The 15,731-nt window shown below is 53.5% G+C and carries 14 protein-coding genes; 1 reads left to right on the top strand and 13 read right to left on the bottom strand.

What is annotated here, in order from left to right:
* Positions 1-3 precede the first annotated feature (3 nt).
* A complete protein-coding gene (gene flgC, locus TPH_RS05405) occupies positions 4-444 on the bottom strand; it encodes a flagellar basal body rod protein FlgC (RefSeq protein WP_028991046.1) in 441 nt (146 codons plus the stop codon).
* A gap of 5 nt (positions 445-449) precedes the next feature.
* Complete coding sequence (flgB, locus tag TPH_RS05400) at positions 450-848, bottom strand: flagellar basal body rod protein FlgB (RefSeq protein WP_015050182.1); 399 nt, start codon at positions 846-848, stop codon at positions 450-452.
* Positions 849-1,111: 263 nt separating this feature from the next.
* On the opposite strand from flgB, the gene TPH_RS15940 reads away from it, so the two are divergent.
* Entirely contained in the window at positions 1,112-2,719 is a 1,608-nt protein-coding gene (locus tag TPH_RS15940) for an IS1634 family transposase (protein ID WP_015050181.1), read from the top strand.
* A 176-nt stretch (positions 2,720-2,895) separates the two neighbouring features.
* On the opposite strand, the gene codY is transcribed toward TPH_RS15940, so the two are convergent.
* From codY to TPH_RS05340, 11 genes are all read right to left on the bottom strand, one after another.
* The gene (codY, locus tag TPH_RS05390; protein WP_015050180.1) at positions 2,896-3,693 is read right to left on the bottom strand and encodes a GTP-sensing pleiotropic transcriptional regulator CodY; all 798 of its coding nucleotides are present in this window, start codon (positions 3,691-3,693) and stop codon (positions 2,896-2,898) included.
* Between the two features lie 24 nt (positions 3,694-3,717).
* On the bottom strand, positions 3,718-5,112 hold the full coding sequence (hslU, locus tag TPH_RS05385) for an ATP-dependent protease ATPase subunit HslU (RefSeq protein WP_015050179.1): 1,395 nt from the start codon (positions 5,110-5,112) through the stop codon (positions 3,718-3,720).
* A gap of 15 nt (positions 5,113-5,127) precedes the next feature.
* Positions 5,128-5,658, bottom strand: a complete 531-nt coding sequence (gene hslV, locus TPH_RS05380; RefSeq protein ID WP_015050178.1) for an ATP-dependent protease subunit HslV — start codon at positions 5,656-5,658, stop codon at positions 5,128-5,130.
* A 5-nt stretch (positions 5,659-5,663) separates the two neighbouring features.
* Entirely contained in the window at positions 5,664-6,593 is a 930-nt protein-coding gene (gene xerC, locus TPH_RS05375) for a tyrosine recombinase XerC (RefSeq protein WP_015050177.1), read from the bottom strand.
* 60 nt (positions 6,594-6,653) lie between these two features.
* Positions 6,654-7,958: a methylenetetrahydrofolate--tRNA-(uracil(54)-C(5))-methyltransferase (FADH(2)-oxidizing) TrmFO gene (gene trmFO, locus TPH_RS05370; RefSeq protein WP_015050176.1), complete on the bottom strand. Its 1,305-nt coding sequence runs from the start codon at positions 7,956-7,958 to the stop codon at positions 6,654-6,656.
* A complete protein-coding gene (topA, locus tag TPH_RS05365) occupies positions 7,958-10,036 on the bottom strand; it encodes a type I DNA topoisomerase (protein ID WP_015050175.1) in 2,079 nt (692 codons plus the stop codon). The genes trmFO and topA overlap by 1 nt, the downstream gene beginning before the upstream one ends.
* Positions 10,037-10,060: 24 nt before the next feature.
* Positions 10,061-11,158 (bottom strand): DNA-processing protein DprA, encoded by a 1,098-nt coding sequence (dprA, locus tag TPH_RS05360; RefSeq protein WP_015050174.1) that lies wholly within the window; start codon positions 11,156-11,158, stop codon positions 10,061-10,063.
* Positions 11,159-11,286: 128 nt separating this feature from the next.
* Positions 11,287-12,114: a non-homologous end joining protein Ku gene (gene ku, locus TPH_RS05355; protein WP_015050173.1), complete on the bottom strand. Its 828-nt coding sequence runs from the start codon at positions 12,112-12,114 to the stop codon at positions 11,287-11,289.
* A gap of 263 nt (positions 12,115-12,377) precedes the next feature.
* Positions 12,378-14,399 (bottom strand): DUF6449 domain-containing protein, encoded by a 2,022-nt coding sequence (locus TPH_RS05350; RefSeq protein WP_015050172.1) that lies wholly within the window; start codon positions 14,397-14,399, stop codon positions 12,378-12,380.
* Entirely contained in the window at positions 14,374-15,273 is a 900-nt protein-coding gene (locus tag TPH_RS05345; protein WP_015050171.1) for an ABC transporter ATP-binding protein, read from the bottom strand. The genes TPH_RS05350 and TPH_RS05345 overlap by 26 nt, the downstream gene beginning before the upstream one ends.
* Positions 15,266-15,649 (bottom strand): GntR family transcriptional regulator, encoded by a 384-nt coding sequence (locus TPH_RS05340; protein WP_015050170.1) that lies wholly within the window; start codon positions 15,647-15,649, stop codon positions 15,266-15,268. The genes TPH_RS05345 and TPH_RS05340 overlap by 8 nt, the downstream gene beginning before the upstream one ends.
* Positions 15,650-15,731: the final 82 nt, after the last annotated feature.

Below are 15,731 nucleotides of genomic sequence, written 5' to 3'. Positions count from 1 at the left end.
AACTTACCGGCGGCCGATATCCAGGGCACGCAGGCACATTTCTTTTGTGGCATTGAGTGCTGCGACATTCGCTTCATAAGCTCTGGTTGCATCGATCAGGTCAACCATTTCCTCGAGGACATTCACATTGGGCATGCGCACATAACCCTGGGGATCGGCATCGGGATGATCCGGATTGTACACCAGGCGGGGCGGCGCAGCATCCTCGACAATCCCCCTGACGCGAACACCACACGGGTCTTTCTTGCCCAGGTAATAATCAAAAGGTCTGCCCGCCTCCAATACCACCATTTTCCTCCGGTAGGGAAGCGGACGTCCGTCGGCATCCACCTCGCCAGAGCGCGTCGTTTCCGCATTGGCGATATTGCCGGCGATGACATCCAGGCGCAGGCGCTGGGCGGTCAGGCCGCTGCCGCTGATCTGAAAGCCTGTAAACAAACCCATTGCCATCATCTCCCTTCTGTAATGGCCGTGCGCAACATGTTGAGGTGGTCGCTGACCAGGCGCGTCAGGAGATTATACTGCAAGACTGTGGCCGCCTGTAAAGCCATTTCCGCATCGGGATCGACATTATTCCCGTCATTTCTCAGCCGCGACTGCAGATCCCGGTAGATCAGCCCGGAAATCCCACTCTCCTTTTCTGCGAAATGGGCGTGATGCGTCCGGGCCAGAGGAAGGCTGCAGGCCGCCTTTTCTTTGAAAATCTTTCCGAAATCCACATCCCATCTCTTGTAATTGGGCGTACTGGCATTGGCGATGTTATAGCTGATCACCTGCTGCCGCAACCAACCGGCATCGAGGGCTTTTTGTAAGAGGGGAACCAATGGCTGCCCCAAATCGGCAATCATCTGCTCTACCCGCCTTTCATCCGTCTGGGATTAGTGGTAAAAATCGATAACAATTCAATAGGACTGACAAGTCGAGAACCCTGCATTATATTGATATATATTAGTAATACTTTCTATTTGATCTTTAATTACCCATCTTCCGTACTAAGCAATTTTTAATCAGGCGAAAAATTTTTTAAAAATTTTTCTCAAGAAAGGAGGAAATCTTTAACAAGGCGCGAATTTCCTATAAAACCGGCATTTTTTAAAGGAAGGTGCGCCTTATGTCCTACAAGAGAAGAAATTACTCCGGCCTGTTTCAGGGAAAGCCCGTCAACCGTTTTCAGAGCATACCAGGGATTAACATCAATATCGATACCATGAAGACGATCGGCTCCCTCTACCTGCTGGGTCCGTTCCTCCGGGCCCTGGGCATCCGGGATATCGTGGACAGGATCGTGCCCATGAAACGTAATGTCGAGGGAGGGCTAACCCATGGCCAGGTGATCGAGCAACTGGTTCTAAACCGTCTCAACGATCCCTGCCCGCTTCTGTACATTGAAGAATGGGCTGAGGCAAGAGGCGTCCTGGAACTCTACGGGATACCGCCTGATAAGCTGAACGACGACAGGGTGGGAAGGGCGCTGGATGCAATTGCTCCCTACGAAAACGATATCGAAGAAGCCATCGTGCTCAGTGTTCTTTCCCGCTTCGGCAAAATCGATACAGACCAGATACTCTGGGACCTCACCTCTTTCTACTTTGAAGGGGACTACGACGAAAGCGAACTGATCAGGCTCGGCTACAGTCGTGACCAGAAGAAGGACAAGAAGCAGGCGGTGGTGGAACTGAACGTGACGGCCAAGGGGGGCATTCCCCTATGCCACCGCCTCCTCCCCGGCAACGCCTCCGACCAGAAAGAGGCCTTAAAGAACCTGGAGACGCTGAAGAAGCGGCTCAAAAAGAAAGACTTTTTAATCATCGGCGACCGGGCGATGATGACCAAGCCCAATCTGGCTGCACTGCTCAGAAAAAAGATGAAGTTCCTGGGGCCGCTTGCCTGCAAGGACAGGGAATTCATCCTCAGCTTCCCCGAGGAACAGTTCCAGCCCCTGGCCTACACCTCGGCCAAGGGCAAGGGCGGCTACTCCGGGATCGACACCACCTACAGCTTCACCCACGATGGCAGGCATTACACCTGCAGGGCGGTGGTCGTAAAGAGCGAGGAACTCTATGAACAGCAGCGCAAGACCCTTGATAAACAGCTCGATAAAATAGCTAAGAGACTCGACAAGATAAAGGGCTCCTTAAACATCCGCAAGTTCAAGAATAGGGAGTACGTGATCGGCCAGATCAACAAGGCCTTCGAAGGCCACGGCAACCTGCGACCGCTGTTTGACATCAGTCTTGAGGGCGAAAACGGCAGTCTCGACCTTAGCTGGAGCTACAACCCGGAGATGCTGGAGCAGCAGCACCGCCTCCTGGGGAAGTACATCCTGGCCACCAGCCTGGCGAGAGCGACCCACGATGCAAACCAAGTGCTGGAGGGGTACAAGTCCCGCCACCGGGTGGAAGCCCGATTCCGGACGACGAAGAGCACCCTCAAGATCAGGCCGGTGTTCCTGCAGTCAGACGATCGGATCAGATCCCTGGTTCTGGTCAATATCATCGCCCTTATAGTCTATGCCCTGATCGAGTATGTCTGCCAGCAAGAAGGGCTCGCTAAATCGGCCAAGCAGGCGCTTTTTATGTTCCGCATGCCGGCCATTGTCACCCTGACCGTCAATGGTCAGGTAGTTCAGCAGATCGGTAATATCAAGCCGTTTATGCATGATATATTAGATGCCTTGAAAGTCAAACCAATGGAGTTGGCTAACATGGATACTGGTTGAAGCTAAATCCGATCCTCTTGAACCTAAACTTTTTTAAAAAATCCTCTTCATCGAGGTTTAAATAAGATTTGTCTTGATGCGGAAAATCGGTAATTATCCTTCTTATCTCGACAAAAAGTAAGGCGGTGTCAAAAAAATTTTTGACACCGCATTTTTACTAATGCGTTGGTCCTAAACTAAATTTCCATTCCTTTTCTACTGAGCCAGTTCTTTAGTTCGACCGGCAAGTTTTCATTGATTATGCTTATGTAAGTACCTTTCATTCCCAGCGACCTGGTTTTAATGACACCGGCGCTTTCGAGTTTGCGTAAGGAGTTAACGATCACCGAACGGGTAATCCCTGTCCTGTCGGCAACGCGGCTGGCCACAATCAAGCCCTCACGACCTCCCAGCTCTCGAAAGACATGCTCGGCGGCTTTCAGTTCGGAAAAGGAAAGGGTGCTCAAAGCTATCTGTACGGAAGCCCTTTTCCTCGTGTCCATCTCCGCCCGCTCGGCTTTGATGCGCATGACCTCCATTCCCACTGTCAGGGCGCCGTACTCGGCAAGGAACAGTTCCTCAATGGTGAAACTGCTCTTCATTCTCATTATCAGCATGTTTCCCAGGCGCTCCCCACCACCGTAAATGGGAATGACGGTTACAAACCTATCCGAGAAAGGACAATCTTCAGGTGCAAACAGACACTGCTTTTTCCCCGAGTAAACCAGATTTGGCTGCGTTTCCATAATCGAAAGCAGTGTGCGGTTGTAGCTTTCCGGAAAGCGTTCACTATAATTAAGGATTTCCTCGATCTTTTCGCATTGGGAATCTTCGAGGAAGTGGTAACCCAGGATCTTACCCCGCCGCCCAACAAGATAAACATTGGCGCCTATTTGTTTGCTTAAAACCCGGACGATCACTTCAAAGGCATCCGGCCCCCCGCCGCCTAACAATAAGTCCTTGATGGCGCGGGTCTTATCCAGCAAGTTTTCCATCTCTCCCATCCCCCGCTTTTAAACCTAGAGAATATAACTGCTTAGATCCTTATCGGCGACAATATCGGCTAAGCGTTCGGACACATATTCCTTGTCGATAACGATCCTCTGCTGCGGCAGATCCGGTGCCTGGAAAGATATGTCCTCGATAACCTTTTCCATAATGGTATGGAGACGCCTGGCGCCGATATTTTCCGTTCTGGTGTTCACCAAATTGGCCATTTCAGCGATTTTGGCCAGGGCATCAGGCGTAAACTCGACATCAATTTCCTCTGTTCGCAGCAGCTCCGTGTACTGTCGGATAAGAGAGTTATCGGGCTCGGTAAGGATCCTCAAAAAATCCTCCTTCCCTAGAGGTTCCAGTTCCACCCGAATGGGAAAACGCCCCTGAAGTTCCGGAATCAAATCAGAGGGTTTGGATACATGAAAGGCCCCCGCGGCGATGAACAAAATATAATCTGTTTTGACCGGGCCGTACTTTGTCATCACCGTCGAACCCTCAATAACCGGCAGAATGTCACGCTGTACTCCGCCGCGAGAAACATCGGGGCCGTAGGAATTCTCCCTTCCGGCGATCTTATCTATTTCGTCCAGAAAGATAATCCCCGTCTGTTCCGCCCGCTCAATGGCCTGAGATACAACCTCATCCATGTCGATTAGCTTCTGGGCTTCCTCCTGGGCAAGGATGCGGCGCGCCTCCCTGACGGTCACCCGGCGCTTCTTCTTTTTCCTGGGAAGAAAGCTGCCGAGCATGTCCTGGAGATTAATCCCCATCTCTTCCATTCCGCCCAAAGTAAAGACTTCTAGAGTCTTCTGAGGCGTTTCTTCGATCTCAATCTCGATCTGGCGGTCCTCCAGGGCGCCGGAGCGCAGTTCCGCTGCGATCCTTTCACGCAGTTGCCTGCTGCTCTGGCTCTCCACGGTGTCATCAACTTCGCTCGCACTCTCCCCCATCTCCCCGAAAAGGGCTTCCAGGGGGTTCTTCGCCGGCCTCCTGCGTTTGGGGGAAGGAGCCAGAATCTCCAAAATGCGCTCCTCCGCCAGCCTGGCCGCCTTTTCTGACACTTCGGACATTTTCTCCTTCTTCACCATTCTGATGGCGACCTCCACAAGGTCGCGCACCATAGATTCGGCGTCCCGTCCAACATAGCCGACTTCTGTGAATTTAGTCGCTTCTACCTTGACAAAAGGGGCATTAACCAGCCTGGCCAGCCGCCTGGCTATCTCCGTCTTCCCGACTCCGGTAGGCCCGATCATGAGGATGTTTTTCGGCATTATCTCATCCCGCAATTCCGGCGGCAGGAGGCGCCTCCGGTATCTGTTGCGCAAGGCAATGGCAACCGCCTTTTTGGCCTCCCGCTGGCCGACGATATACCGGTCGAGCTCGGCAACGATCTGTCGCGGGGTCAATTCCTCCACTTAAACCTTCACCCCTTATAATGTTTCTACGGTAATGTGGTCATTCGTATAGATACATATCGAAGAGGCAATCTCCAGGGCAGCGCGGACAATCCCCGCCGCATCCAGGTCGCTGTGGCGCAGCAGTGCTCGCGCCGCCGCCAGAGCGTAAGGCCCCCCTGAACCGACCGCCGCAATCCCATCATCGGGCTCGATGACCTCACCGCTTCCCGAGATGACCAGGAGGTGCTCAAGGTCCGCTACCACCAGAAGGGCCTCCAAACGGCGCAGGATGCGGTCGAGACGCCAGTCCCGCGCCAGTTCCACCGCAGCCCGCAGCAGATTGCCCCGGTATTCTTCCAGCTTCCGCTCAAATTTATCAAAGAGCGTCAAGGAATCGGCAACCGATCCCGCGAATCCCGCCAGGACGCGGTCATGGTACATCTTTCTCACCTTGCAGGCATGTGCTTTCAAGATCACATTGCTGGCAAAGGTGACCTGTCCGTCCCCGCCGATAGCAACCTTCCCATCTTTTCGCACACAGATCACCGTTGTCGCCGCAAACAAGGATCTTAACCCCCTTTTCCATGTTCTTTAGCCCTGGGATGCGCCCTTTCGTAAACCGCCTTAATTCGCTCTCCCGTAATATGAGTGTATATCTGTGTGCTGGACATCCGGGCATGGCCCAGTAACTCCTGTACAGAGCGCAGATCTGCTCCCCCCTCCAGTAGGTGGGTGGCAAAGGTATGGCGCAGTGAATGGGGAGTCAGGTTCCGATCCGGTGCCACCTTGTGCAAGTAGCCTACAATAATTCCGTATAGCCCTCTCGTGGTCAGGCGTTTGCCCCTCCAGTTGACAAAGAAAGGAGCACCGGGACTGGGGTTTGGCGACCCCGCAAGCTGCGGCCGCGCCGTCCGCAGATACTTGTTCAGAGCAATCGCAGCCGGGTTTCCGAAAGGAACGATCCGCTCCCTCCCCCCCTTTCCTTTGACACGCAGAGACCGCAGGGAAAAGTCAACATCCCCGATATTGAGCTGCACCACTTCGCTGACGCGAAGGCCGGAACTGTAAAGAAGCTCCAAGAGCGCCCGGTCGCGAAGGGCAATGGCACTGCCGTCACCAACAGCATCCAACAGCCTCACAACCTCATCGAGATATAAAAACCGTGGGAGGTATCTGGCCTTCCTGGGACTGTGCACAAGGGTGAGCGGGTTTGCAGAAACGGCATTGATCCGGGTCAGATATTTATAAAATGTGCGCAAACAGGACAGATGGCGGGCAACAGTGCTCCGCGCATAACCCCCCTCGTATAAACTGACGAGATAACCCCTGATATGCCTTGTCGTTACCTCCAGCGGGTCCCGGAGATCGTAATTTGAAGCGAGCCAGCATCGGAAGTGGTGGAGATCGGACATGTAGTTGATTACGGTCTTGTCGCTCAGGTTTTTCTGGATCTTCAAATATTTTTTAAATTCATCACAAAAATACTTCCATTTTTTCATAATAAGAAATTACCTCATTATTCAGAATGCTAGCACAAGAAGGGTATTCCGGCAAGTATTTTAGAAAATCCTGGCGAGAAAGCAGGACCAGGAATCCAGGGCTCTTTTGGCTAAAGCCGCCTTTTTATCCAGGCGGCGCACTCTTTGCGGCAGAGGAGGAAAGATCCCGAAGTTGACATTCATCGGCTGAAAATCGGGGCTTTGAGAGGTGCCGACATAATGGCAGAGGGCACCGTGCGCAGTTTCGGCAGGAGGCGCCAGCGGTTCTTTACCCAGGGCTATGCGGGCGGCGTTGACTCCGGCAATGAAGCCGCTGGCCGCAGATTCCACATAACCCTCCACACCCGTCAGCTGACCGGCGCAGAGAACGGCCGGGTCCTTTCTCATCTGAAGGGTAGGCAGCAGAACCCGCGGCCCCTTAAGGAAGGTATTCCGGTGTATCACCCCATAACGCACGAACTCAGCCCTTTCCAGCCCCGGAATGAGGCGAAAAACCCGCTTCTGCTCCTTCCACTTAAGCTGTGTCTGAAAACCGACCAGATTGTAAATGGTGCCCTCTGCATTATCCTGCCTCAACTGCACGACGGCATACGGCTCCTTCCCCGTCCGGGGATCGATCAGCCCTACCGGCTTGAGGGGCCCATAACGAAGAGTGTCAAAGCCCCGCCGGGCCATCACTTCTACAGGCAAACACCCCTCAAAAAAACACCCCTGTTCAAAAGCCTTCGGCTCTTTGACCTCGGCAGAGACGAGGGCTTCCCAAAAGCGCCGGTACTCCTCCTGATTCATAGGCGCATTCAGGTAAGCCGCCTCCCCCTTTCCATACCGGGATTGCCGGAAGAGAACAGCCATGTTCAGCGACTCCGCGGTGACGATCGGAGCAACAGCATCGTAAAAAGAGAGGTATTCTTCCCCCGTAAACGCCGCCAGACTCCGGCTGAAGGCTTCCGAAGTCAGCGGGCCAGTAGCAATTACCAGGGGGCGAAAGGTCGGAATTTCCTCGATCTCCTTTCGTATCAGAGTGATCCGGGGATTGCCGGCAATGGCGTCGGTCACTGCCTGAGAGAAGCGCCTTCTGTCTACGGCTAAAGCCCCACCGGCGGGAACAGAATTGCTATCGGCACACCGGATAACCAGGGAGCCGGCCATCCTCATTTCCTCTTTGAGCAGCCCGACGGCATTGGTCAGGGCTGCCGCCCGGAGAGAGTTGCTGCAAACCAGCTCGGCAAGCAGGTGGGTTTGATGGGCAGGTGTCTGTTTGAGCGGGCGCATTTCGTAAAGGGTGACCTGGATACCGAGTCGGCTTGCCTGCCAGGCCGCCTCCGTTCCGGCCAAACCGCCACCGACGACTACCAGCACCGACATTATTTTACCCCCTCCGCTTCCGTCAATTGTTCTTCCTGATAGGTCTGCCCGCAATCCGGGCAAACCAGCTTCTTTTTCCCACTGCCACGATAAACCAGAAAACAGCCGCACTCCGGGCAGTTTTTGGCTGCGGGCTCATCCCAGCAGGTAAAATCACATTCGGGGTAATTGATGCAGCCGTAAAATTTCCTCCCTCGCCGCGACCTTCGTATAACAATTCTTCCGCCGCAGCGCGGGCAGGACACTCCGGCATCCTCATAAAACTGTTTGGTGTACCGGCACTCGGGGAAGCCCGGGCAAGCCAGGAACTTTCCGTACCTTCCCTGTTTTATCTTGAGGTTCCGGCCGCACTTCGGACACTTTTCCTCGCTGCACTCCTCTTCTATCGGGATCACCGCTATTTCTCTTTCCGCCTGGAGGAGGTCTTCCTGGAAAGGAAGGTAAAAATCATCCACTACTTCCTGCCAGGAGTATACACCTTCCTCCACCTGGTCCAGTTTTTCTTCCATCTGAGCAGTAAATTCCACATCTATTATTTTGGGAAAATATTCCTTCAGAAGGTCGACCACGATCTGTCCCAGTTCCGTCGGGCGGAGCTGTTTATCCTCCTTGACCACATACCCGCGGCTTTGAATGGTGGCGATAATGGGAGCATATGTGCTCGGCCTGCCGATACCATTCTCCTCGAGGGCTTTCACCAAAGTAGCCTCAGTATAGCGCGATGGTGGCTGTGTAAAGTGCTGCTTTGGTTCCAGTTTAACAAGTTCCAAACGCTCCCCCTCCTCCAGTTCAGGAAGGAGAGAGTCCACCTCGTCTGCATCAGCTGAGACCCGCAAATATCCCGGAAAGCGCACCACCGAGCCGCTGGTCCGAAAAATGTACTCCTTCCCCTCAATCTCCACGGTTGTTACTTCAATGACGGCCGGTTTCATCTGGCTCGCCAGGAAGCGCTCCCAGATCAGTTTGTATAATCTGTACTGGTCGCGCGTCAAATAATTCTTAATCTGATCCGGCTCTCGGTAGATGTCTGTGGGGCGGATGGCCTCATGGGCATCTTGAGAGCGCCCCTTCCCCTTATAGACCGGAGCTTTCTCCGGAAGGTATTCCTGCCCGATTTTCATAGCAATGTAGGCCCGGGCAGCGTCACTGGCCGTCTCCGCAATCCTTGTAGAATCCGTTCGCATATAGGTGATCAAACCTACTATCCCTTCGCTGCCCAGATCCAATCCCTCATACAGCTGCTGAGCGACGAGCATCGTCTTCTTGACCGGAAAATTCAGCTTCCTGCTCGCCTCCTGCTGCAGGGTGCTTGTGGTGAAGGGGGGAGAAGGGTTGCGCTTGCGTTCCTTCTTCTCGATCTTACTCACGACAAAGCTGGCGCCTTCCAGTTCGGCAAGCACCCTGTTAACATCCTCAACGGTAGGCAGGGAGACCTTTTCCTTCCCCCTGCGGATCAGATTAGCCTCGATGGTGCTCTCTTCGGTACGGAAGTGGCCGGTAATTGTCCAATATTCCTCCGGCTGAAAATCGGCAATCTCCTTTTCCCGGTCGCAGATCAGGCGCACAGCCACCGACTGCACCCGCCCCGCGCTCAATCCCCGCTTGATCTTCCTCCAGAGTAAAGGGCTCAGCTTGTAGCCCACCAGCCGATCAAGCACCCGCCTGCACTGTTGGGCATCAACCCGCGCCTTGTCGATGAGGCGCGGCTCCTTGACTGCCTTTTCCAGAGCACTTTTGGTTATTTCGTGAAACTCGATTCGGCAGGGGGTTTCCGGAGGCAACCCAAGTATTTCCATCAGATGCCAGGCGATGGCCTCCCCCTCGCGGTCCGGGTCCGGACCCAGCAAGACGGTTTCCGCTTTCTTTGCCGCCCCGCGCAGTTCCTTGATAACATCTCCTTTTCCACGGATCGTAATGTATTTTGGCTGATATCCGTTCTCCACGTCTACGCCGAGCTGGCTTTTGGGGAGATCGCGCACATGCCCCAGCGACGCCTTGACAGCATACTTTCGCCCTAAGAATTTGGTGATGGCGCGCGCCTTTGCCGGTGATTCTACAATAACGAGTACTTTTGCCATGTTATTTCCCCTTTATGATTATAATTACACGTCGGACTTTATATAAAACGGCCCCGGCAGCCTCTGCACCAGGCCCTTAATTTCCAGCATCGTTAGGACAGCCCCGACAACGGAAACAGGCAGACCCGCCCTCTCTGCTAAATGCTCAAGGGACACAGGCTCGAGGCTTAAGTGCTGGAAAACGGCAGCCTCTTCGAGCGTCAGGTTGGTCTCTTTCTTCTCCGGAGGTTGAGATACCGCCTGCATCCGCTTGATATACGGGAATTCCTCCAGAATGTCGGAAACGGTTTCCACAAGCTTGGCCCCCTGCTTGATCAATCTGTGCGCCCCCCGGCTGTTAGCACTCGTCACAGGCCCCGGTACAGCAAAAACCTCCCGTCCCTGCTCCAGAGCAAAACCTGCTGTTATCAGCGATCCGCTTTTCTCCCCTGCCTCCACCACGACGGTTCCCAGAGCACACCCGCTGATAATCCTGTTTCTGATGGGGAAATTCCTTGCCAGAGGAGGGGTATCGGGGGGAAACTCGCTGAGCAGACAGCCCTTATCCCTGATGCTCTCCATGAGCCTCCGGTTCTCCCGGGGGTAGCAAATGTTAATCCCACAACCGAAAACCGCCAGGGTATAACCGTTTCCTTCTAGAGCTCCCTCGTGGGCGGCAGTATCAATACCCCTGGCCATTCCGCTAACGACACCCCACCCTGCCTCCACCAGTTCCCGGGCGAGTTTGCGGGCTACCACTTTCCCATACGGCGTGGCCCTGCGCGCCCCCACTACGGCTATCAGCGGCAGTTGGGGATCCGGTAGTTCACCCTTCGTATAGAGGATCACCGGCGGCTCCATGATATTAGAAAGCATCGCCGGGTAATCCGCCTCCCCCAAAAGGGTTACCCTGATCCCCTTCTTCAGCAACTCCTCTGCCACCCTCTCCGGTTCCACATTCCGGCGATAACGGATGATCCTTTCGGCAACCTGTGGGGACAGGTTGGGCACCCTTTTGATATCCTTTTCGTCAGACCGGAAAACGGCCTCCCCCGCCGGAAAATACCGGTAGAGACTAAAGAGGCTGTGGCTCCCTAACTCCAGGCTGATCTGTAATGCGGCCCAGTAGTAGCGGTCTTCCACCCAATCTCCTCCCCGACTATGGCTTAGAGAGATGCCGGTAAACGGCACACCGGATCAATGGGATAATATGCCACCCGTTAACCAAGTATACTTCTTCTGGCAGAAGAGGTAAAGGGGGTAGATGCCTCTTATCTATTACCGGCAGCCGCCTCTTTTTTCTTCCTTCTTTTTCTTACTTTCTCATCCCTTTTTTCCTTCGTCATTTCCAGACTGGCCTTCAGTGCTTCCACCAAATCGACAACTTTTGCCGCCGGGGCAGCCGGAGCAATCTTTACCTCCTCCCCGGCAATCTTGGCAGCTATGGCCTCCTCCAGCCTCTTCCGGTATTGATCCTGATATTTTTCCGGCTGAAAACTCCCGGACAGATTGCCGATCAGTTCAGATGCCATCTTCAGTTCCGTGGCCGTTAATTCCACATTTTTTCCGGGAAGCAAGACGGCGTCCACAGGGCGGATTTCATCATGATAGTACATCTGGGACATCAACAGCACCTGCCGGAATACTCTCAGGGCAACGAGTGATTCTTTGCTGCGCAGCCTCGTCCTGGCGACGGCTACCTGTCCCTGCTCCTGCATCGTCCTGTGCAGCAAAGCGTACGCCTTCTCCCCGCCCAGACCGGGAGCCAGGTAGTAGGGCCTGGCAAAATAAATGGGATCGATCTCCGCCAGGCGGACAAAATCCAGGATTTCGACGGTATGCAGCGGCTCTCCGGGAACATTTAAGAGCTCCTCCTCGATAACCACAAACCTCCCCTTTTCATACTCATAGGCCCTCACTATTTCTTCCATGGCAACCGCGCGGTTGCAGTGCGGACACTTACGCTCGTAAATCAAGGGAGTATGGCACTCGTTGTGTAAAAAGCGAAATTTAATGCTGCGGTCTTCAAGCGCCGGAAACACTTTCACGGGGATGCTCACCAGCCCGAAGCTGATCGAACCCTGCCAGAGAGGGCGCACCAGAGTCCACCTTCTTCCCTTTTTTATCTTTTATTTTTACCGGGGAAGGGGGATAATACCCCTGGCAGCGATTCGTAAACCCGGCTACAGCAAGGATGAGTTGAGGCCTCTCGGCGGTCGGTCCTTTGGGATTGGAGAAACGGTAGGGCGAAGGAGCCCCCCTTTTTTGTCTGCCGAAGGGCAGCAATAGTCGCAAAAAAACCGGGAGTTCATACTCCCGGCCTGATATCGGTCTTGTAGGCGTTTTGAAGATGTGATCGGCACTAATCCAGTTTTGAAATATATTTTTGCAGGGCTTCCGAAACCGGCCAATCCCGGTGTATTGTACGATGGTACTGGAAAGGGCCTGCGGCTGTTTCACCGAAAAATGTCGCCATGATTGTATCTCGCGGGCCGATGGAGTCAGCGGGGCCCTGCAACGAGATCAATTCCTCGATTAACCGGCGGTCCCTCACTTCAACCCACTTTAATCCGCCGTTATCCGCTGCCGGTACAGCTCTTTCCAGTTTGACATATTGGATTTCCTCCGGCCGAAGCACCACTTTTTCATAATACCCCTTCTCCTTGAGCCAGGAGATAACCGAACTGTAACCGGGAAGAATGGTGTAATGATGTACCACTCCCTTTTCCATACCGATATCAATCATGATGTCGGCATATATATATTCCTCTCGGTCGGCGGTCATTTCCTCGAATGTTGCAGCAAGCACATCCTTCATCAACCGGGCAACGAATTCTCTGATCTCGGCCCTGTCCGTCAGAACGGCCGCTCCTTTGTTGGCCCTGTGATCTCCGATTTCGATCCACTTGATTGCGGCCGGGTCCTGGGTTGTAATCGGAAATCTGGCCTGCTTATACTCCAGGGACTCGTAGATGGGTCTGAGCAGTGAAGCGTGCCGCTTTTCATCGATCGAATACTGGCGAGCCAGGTAAGACCCGTTATCCAGTAAATAAATAATATAGTGTTTTTGCCATTCCTTACTGGTGTCGTGGCGCTCCTGCACCAGCCGCCGGTGCAGGAGAATGATGTTCTCGATGTTGCTCCTCTCTTCAAAGAAGCTCCCGCCCATATACTCCCCGCCTCGCTCTATTGGCGCAACACTTCGCTTTGTTGCGGTTGCATCATTCTTTTCCACTTCAATCCAGGGGCCGAGACTGCTGCCGAAGTAGACCTTCTTGACGCTATCCGGTTCGGGGACACGATGTTCATAGCCGGTGACATCGGTGGCAACCCCGACCAGCAAAACCGCCACCACGGCAGCATATCCCAGATACCCCCTGTAAGAAGACCAGACTCTCAAAGACTTCTGCAGCAGAGCTTCGGCCGTCAGGTAACCCAACAAAGAGCCCAGCAGGTATCCCCAAACGATAACGGGTAAAGCACCGTTGTACGCACCGGCAAAATAGGCTCCTGCCAGCAGCATGGTGCAAGCGGTTACACCGTATTTAAAAACCGGGCGCAGGATCGGAAAAGCGATGACCTCACCGGCCGCTTCGGCGTGCCTTAATTTATAGACATAGGCAGCAGCAGCCAGAAACAGGGCGATCCCCAGGAGATAAACCGCAACGGTTCCGGCAGTAAAATAATCACTACTGATCCCGCCGGTAAACAGCAGCAGCGGAAAGTTATACTTCAGCTTGGTCGGAGTACTGATGTCGGCGTAGCCGTGCACCAGATGCCGGAGATTCTCGGCCAACAGAATATTTAACCCGGTGGGCAGAACCTGCAGAATATAGGTGAAGGCGATGTGGGCTGCGGCACTGCCCGTGAACATCCCTACAAAAACGGCGATCGCAAATACCAATACGTCGATGAGAGCTGTGATCCCCACCCATTCCAGGATGTTCAGGAGTGAGTAATAGTCCTTTAAAGTGGTCGTCATATTCAGGGCGACCAGCGCCAATCCGGTGACCAGGACGGGCAGAAGCAACAGCACCAGCCCCGACGAGCAGTGGCTTAAGAACAGGGATTTGCGGTCAAGAGGCAGGCTGTGCATCACCCCGGTCGCCCGGACGCTGTGCAAATACTGAAAAATCAGCACCGCCAGGATAACGGGCACGGTGCAAATGAGGAGTGCCTGCAGCCCGCCCTGCCCGGAGAAAATGTCCAGTGATCTTTTCAGCGCTTCCGACATCCATTCGCTATCGACTGATACAATCTGCATCATGTGGTGAAAAGGCAGGAGCAAAAGCAGGACCAGGCCATACAAAACGCTGATCCACCAGAACCGCTTGAGATCGCTGACAATCACTCCTTTATTAAATAAGAATACTTTGAATGTCATATCCCCTTCCCCCCAACTCGTAGATAAAAATCTCCTCCAGTGTCAGCGGCAGGATATCCAGGATAACCGGTTCAGCCCGCCGCACCTCCGACAGAATGCGGTCCTTATCCCCCTTGACAATTATCTGCAGGATGCTGCCGCTTTGCTGACGGTGTAGAAGCGTCCCCGTCTCCAGGAGATCCGCGGGTACCTCCCCGGTAAAGGCCAGCTGGAGCTTATGAACATCCGTCTTTAAATCATCGAGATCCCTTTCTACCAGTACGCTGCCGTTATGCAAAATGCCCACATGGTCACAGACATCCTCCAGCTCCCGCAGGTTATGGGAGGAAACCAGCACCGTTGTTTGGCGCTCGGCGACATCCTGCAGAACTAAGTTCCAGACCTTTTTCCGCATCACCGGGTCCAGACCGTCGACCGGCTCATCGAGAAGCATCACCCGGGGCATGGTGGAGATGCCCAGCCAGAAGGCCACCTGTTTTTGCATTCCTCTGGATAAACGGGTGATTCTCCTCTGAGGGTCGATGGAAAATACCTGTTTTAAGAGGTGGTATCTTTCCCAATTCCAGTTCGGGTAAAGGGTGGCGTAAAACCTAGCCGTCTCTTCAATACTGTATTGGGAGAAGAAATAAAGCTCATCGGGTATATAAACCAGAAACGACTTAACGGCCGGGTTTTCGTAAACCGGCTGCCCGTCAACGGCAACCGTCCCGGCATCCTGCCGGTAGACACCTGCCAGGTGTTTGATGAGGGTGGTTTTACCGGCACCGTTAGGGCCGAGTAATCCGTAAATGGCACCTTTTTCAATACTGATATCGACGTTCACCAAGGCCTTCAATTTACCAAAGCTCTTGGTAAGCCCTCTCACCTCAATCATCAAGCAGACCCCCTTTTCTCTTAACGGCATAGATGGTCTCTATCAACTGTTCTATTGGTTCGTTAAGATAGAGCATCTCTGCCACAATTTTTTCCAATTGCCGCCTCAGTTCCTCCCGCCGGTGGTAATTGCTCGACCGGTCGAGGTGAGCGACAAAGCTGCCTTTGGCCCGAACAGAGTAGATGAATCCCTCCGCTTCCAGGTCCTTGTAGGCCTTTTGAATGGTGTTGGGATTGACTGTCAATAACTGCGCCAGTTCCCGCACCGACGGTATTCGCTCATTAGGTTTTAAAACCCCGCTGATAATCAGAGTTTTTATTTTTTCCTTGATTTGTTCGTAGAGAGGCCGCCGATCTCCGTAATCCAGCTGTAACATAGACACCTCCTCCTCGTATTATTTATACTATTACAGTTAATACAGTTATATTATAGACCGGCTGTTTTCTCTTTGTCAACAA

It is taken from the genome of Thermacetogenium phaeum DSM 12270, from assembly GCF_000305935.1.
GTDB lineage: Bacteria > Bacillota > DSM-12270 > Thermacetogeniales > Thermacetogeniaceae > Thermacetogenium > Thermacetogenium phaeum.
This window is presented reverse-complemented; position numbering and strand designations above follow the sequence as displayed.

What these genes read in the sequence shown, in the direction of transcription:
- trmFO (WP_015050176.1), bottom strand. Translation starts at nt 7,958, where the DNA reads ATGTCGGTGCTGGTAGTCGTCGGTGGCGGTTTGGCCGGAACGGAGGCG.
- xerC (WP_015050177.1), bottom strand. Translation starts at nt 6,593, where the DNA reads ATGAAAAAATGGAAGTATTTTTGTGATGAATTTAAAAAATATTTGAAG.
- TPH_RS15940 (WP_015050181.1), top strand. Translation starts at nt 1,112, where the DNA reads ATGTCCTACAAGAGAAGAAATTACTCCGGCCTGTTTCAGGGAAAGCCC.
- flgB (WP_015050182.1), bottom strand. Translation starts at nt 848, where the DNA reads ATGATTGCCGATTTGGGGCAGCCATTGGTTCCCCTCTTACAAAAAGCC.
- flgC (WP_028991046.1), bottom strand. Translation starts at nt 444, where the DNA reads ATGGGTTTGTTTACAGGCTTTCAGATCAGCGGCAGCGGCCTGACCGCC.
- TPH_RS05345 (WP_015050171.1), bottom strand. Translation starts at nt 15,273, where the DNA reads ATGATTGAGGTGAGAGGGCTTACCAAGAGCTTTGGTAAATTGAAGGCC.
- codY (WP_015050180.1), bottom strand. Translation starts at nt 3,693, where the DNA reads ATGGAAAACTTGCTGGATAAGACCCGCGCCATCAAGGACTTATTGTTA.
- TPH_RS05350 (WP_015050172.1), bottom strand. Translation starts at nt 14,399, where the DNA reads ATGACATTCAAAGTATTCTTATTTAATAAAGGAGTGATTGTCAGCGAT.
- TPH_RS05340 (WP_015050170.1), bottom strand. Translation starts at nt 15,649, where the DNA reads ATGTTACAGCTGGATTACGGAGATCGGCGGCCTCTCTACGAACAAATC.
- topA (WP_015050175.1), bottom strand. Translation starts at nt 10,036, where the DNA reads ATGGCAAAAGTACTCGTTATTGTAGAATCACCGGCAAAGGCGCGCGCC.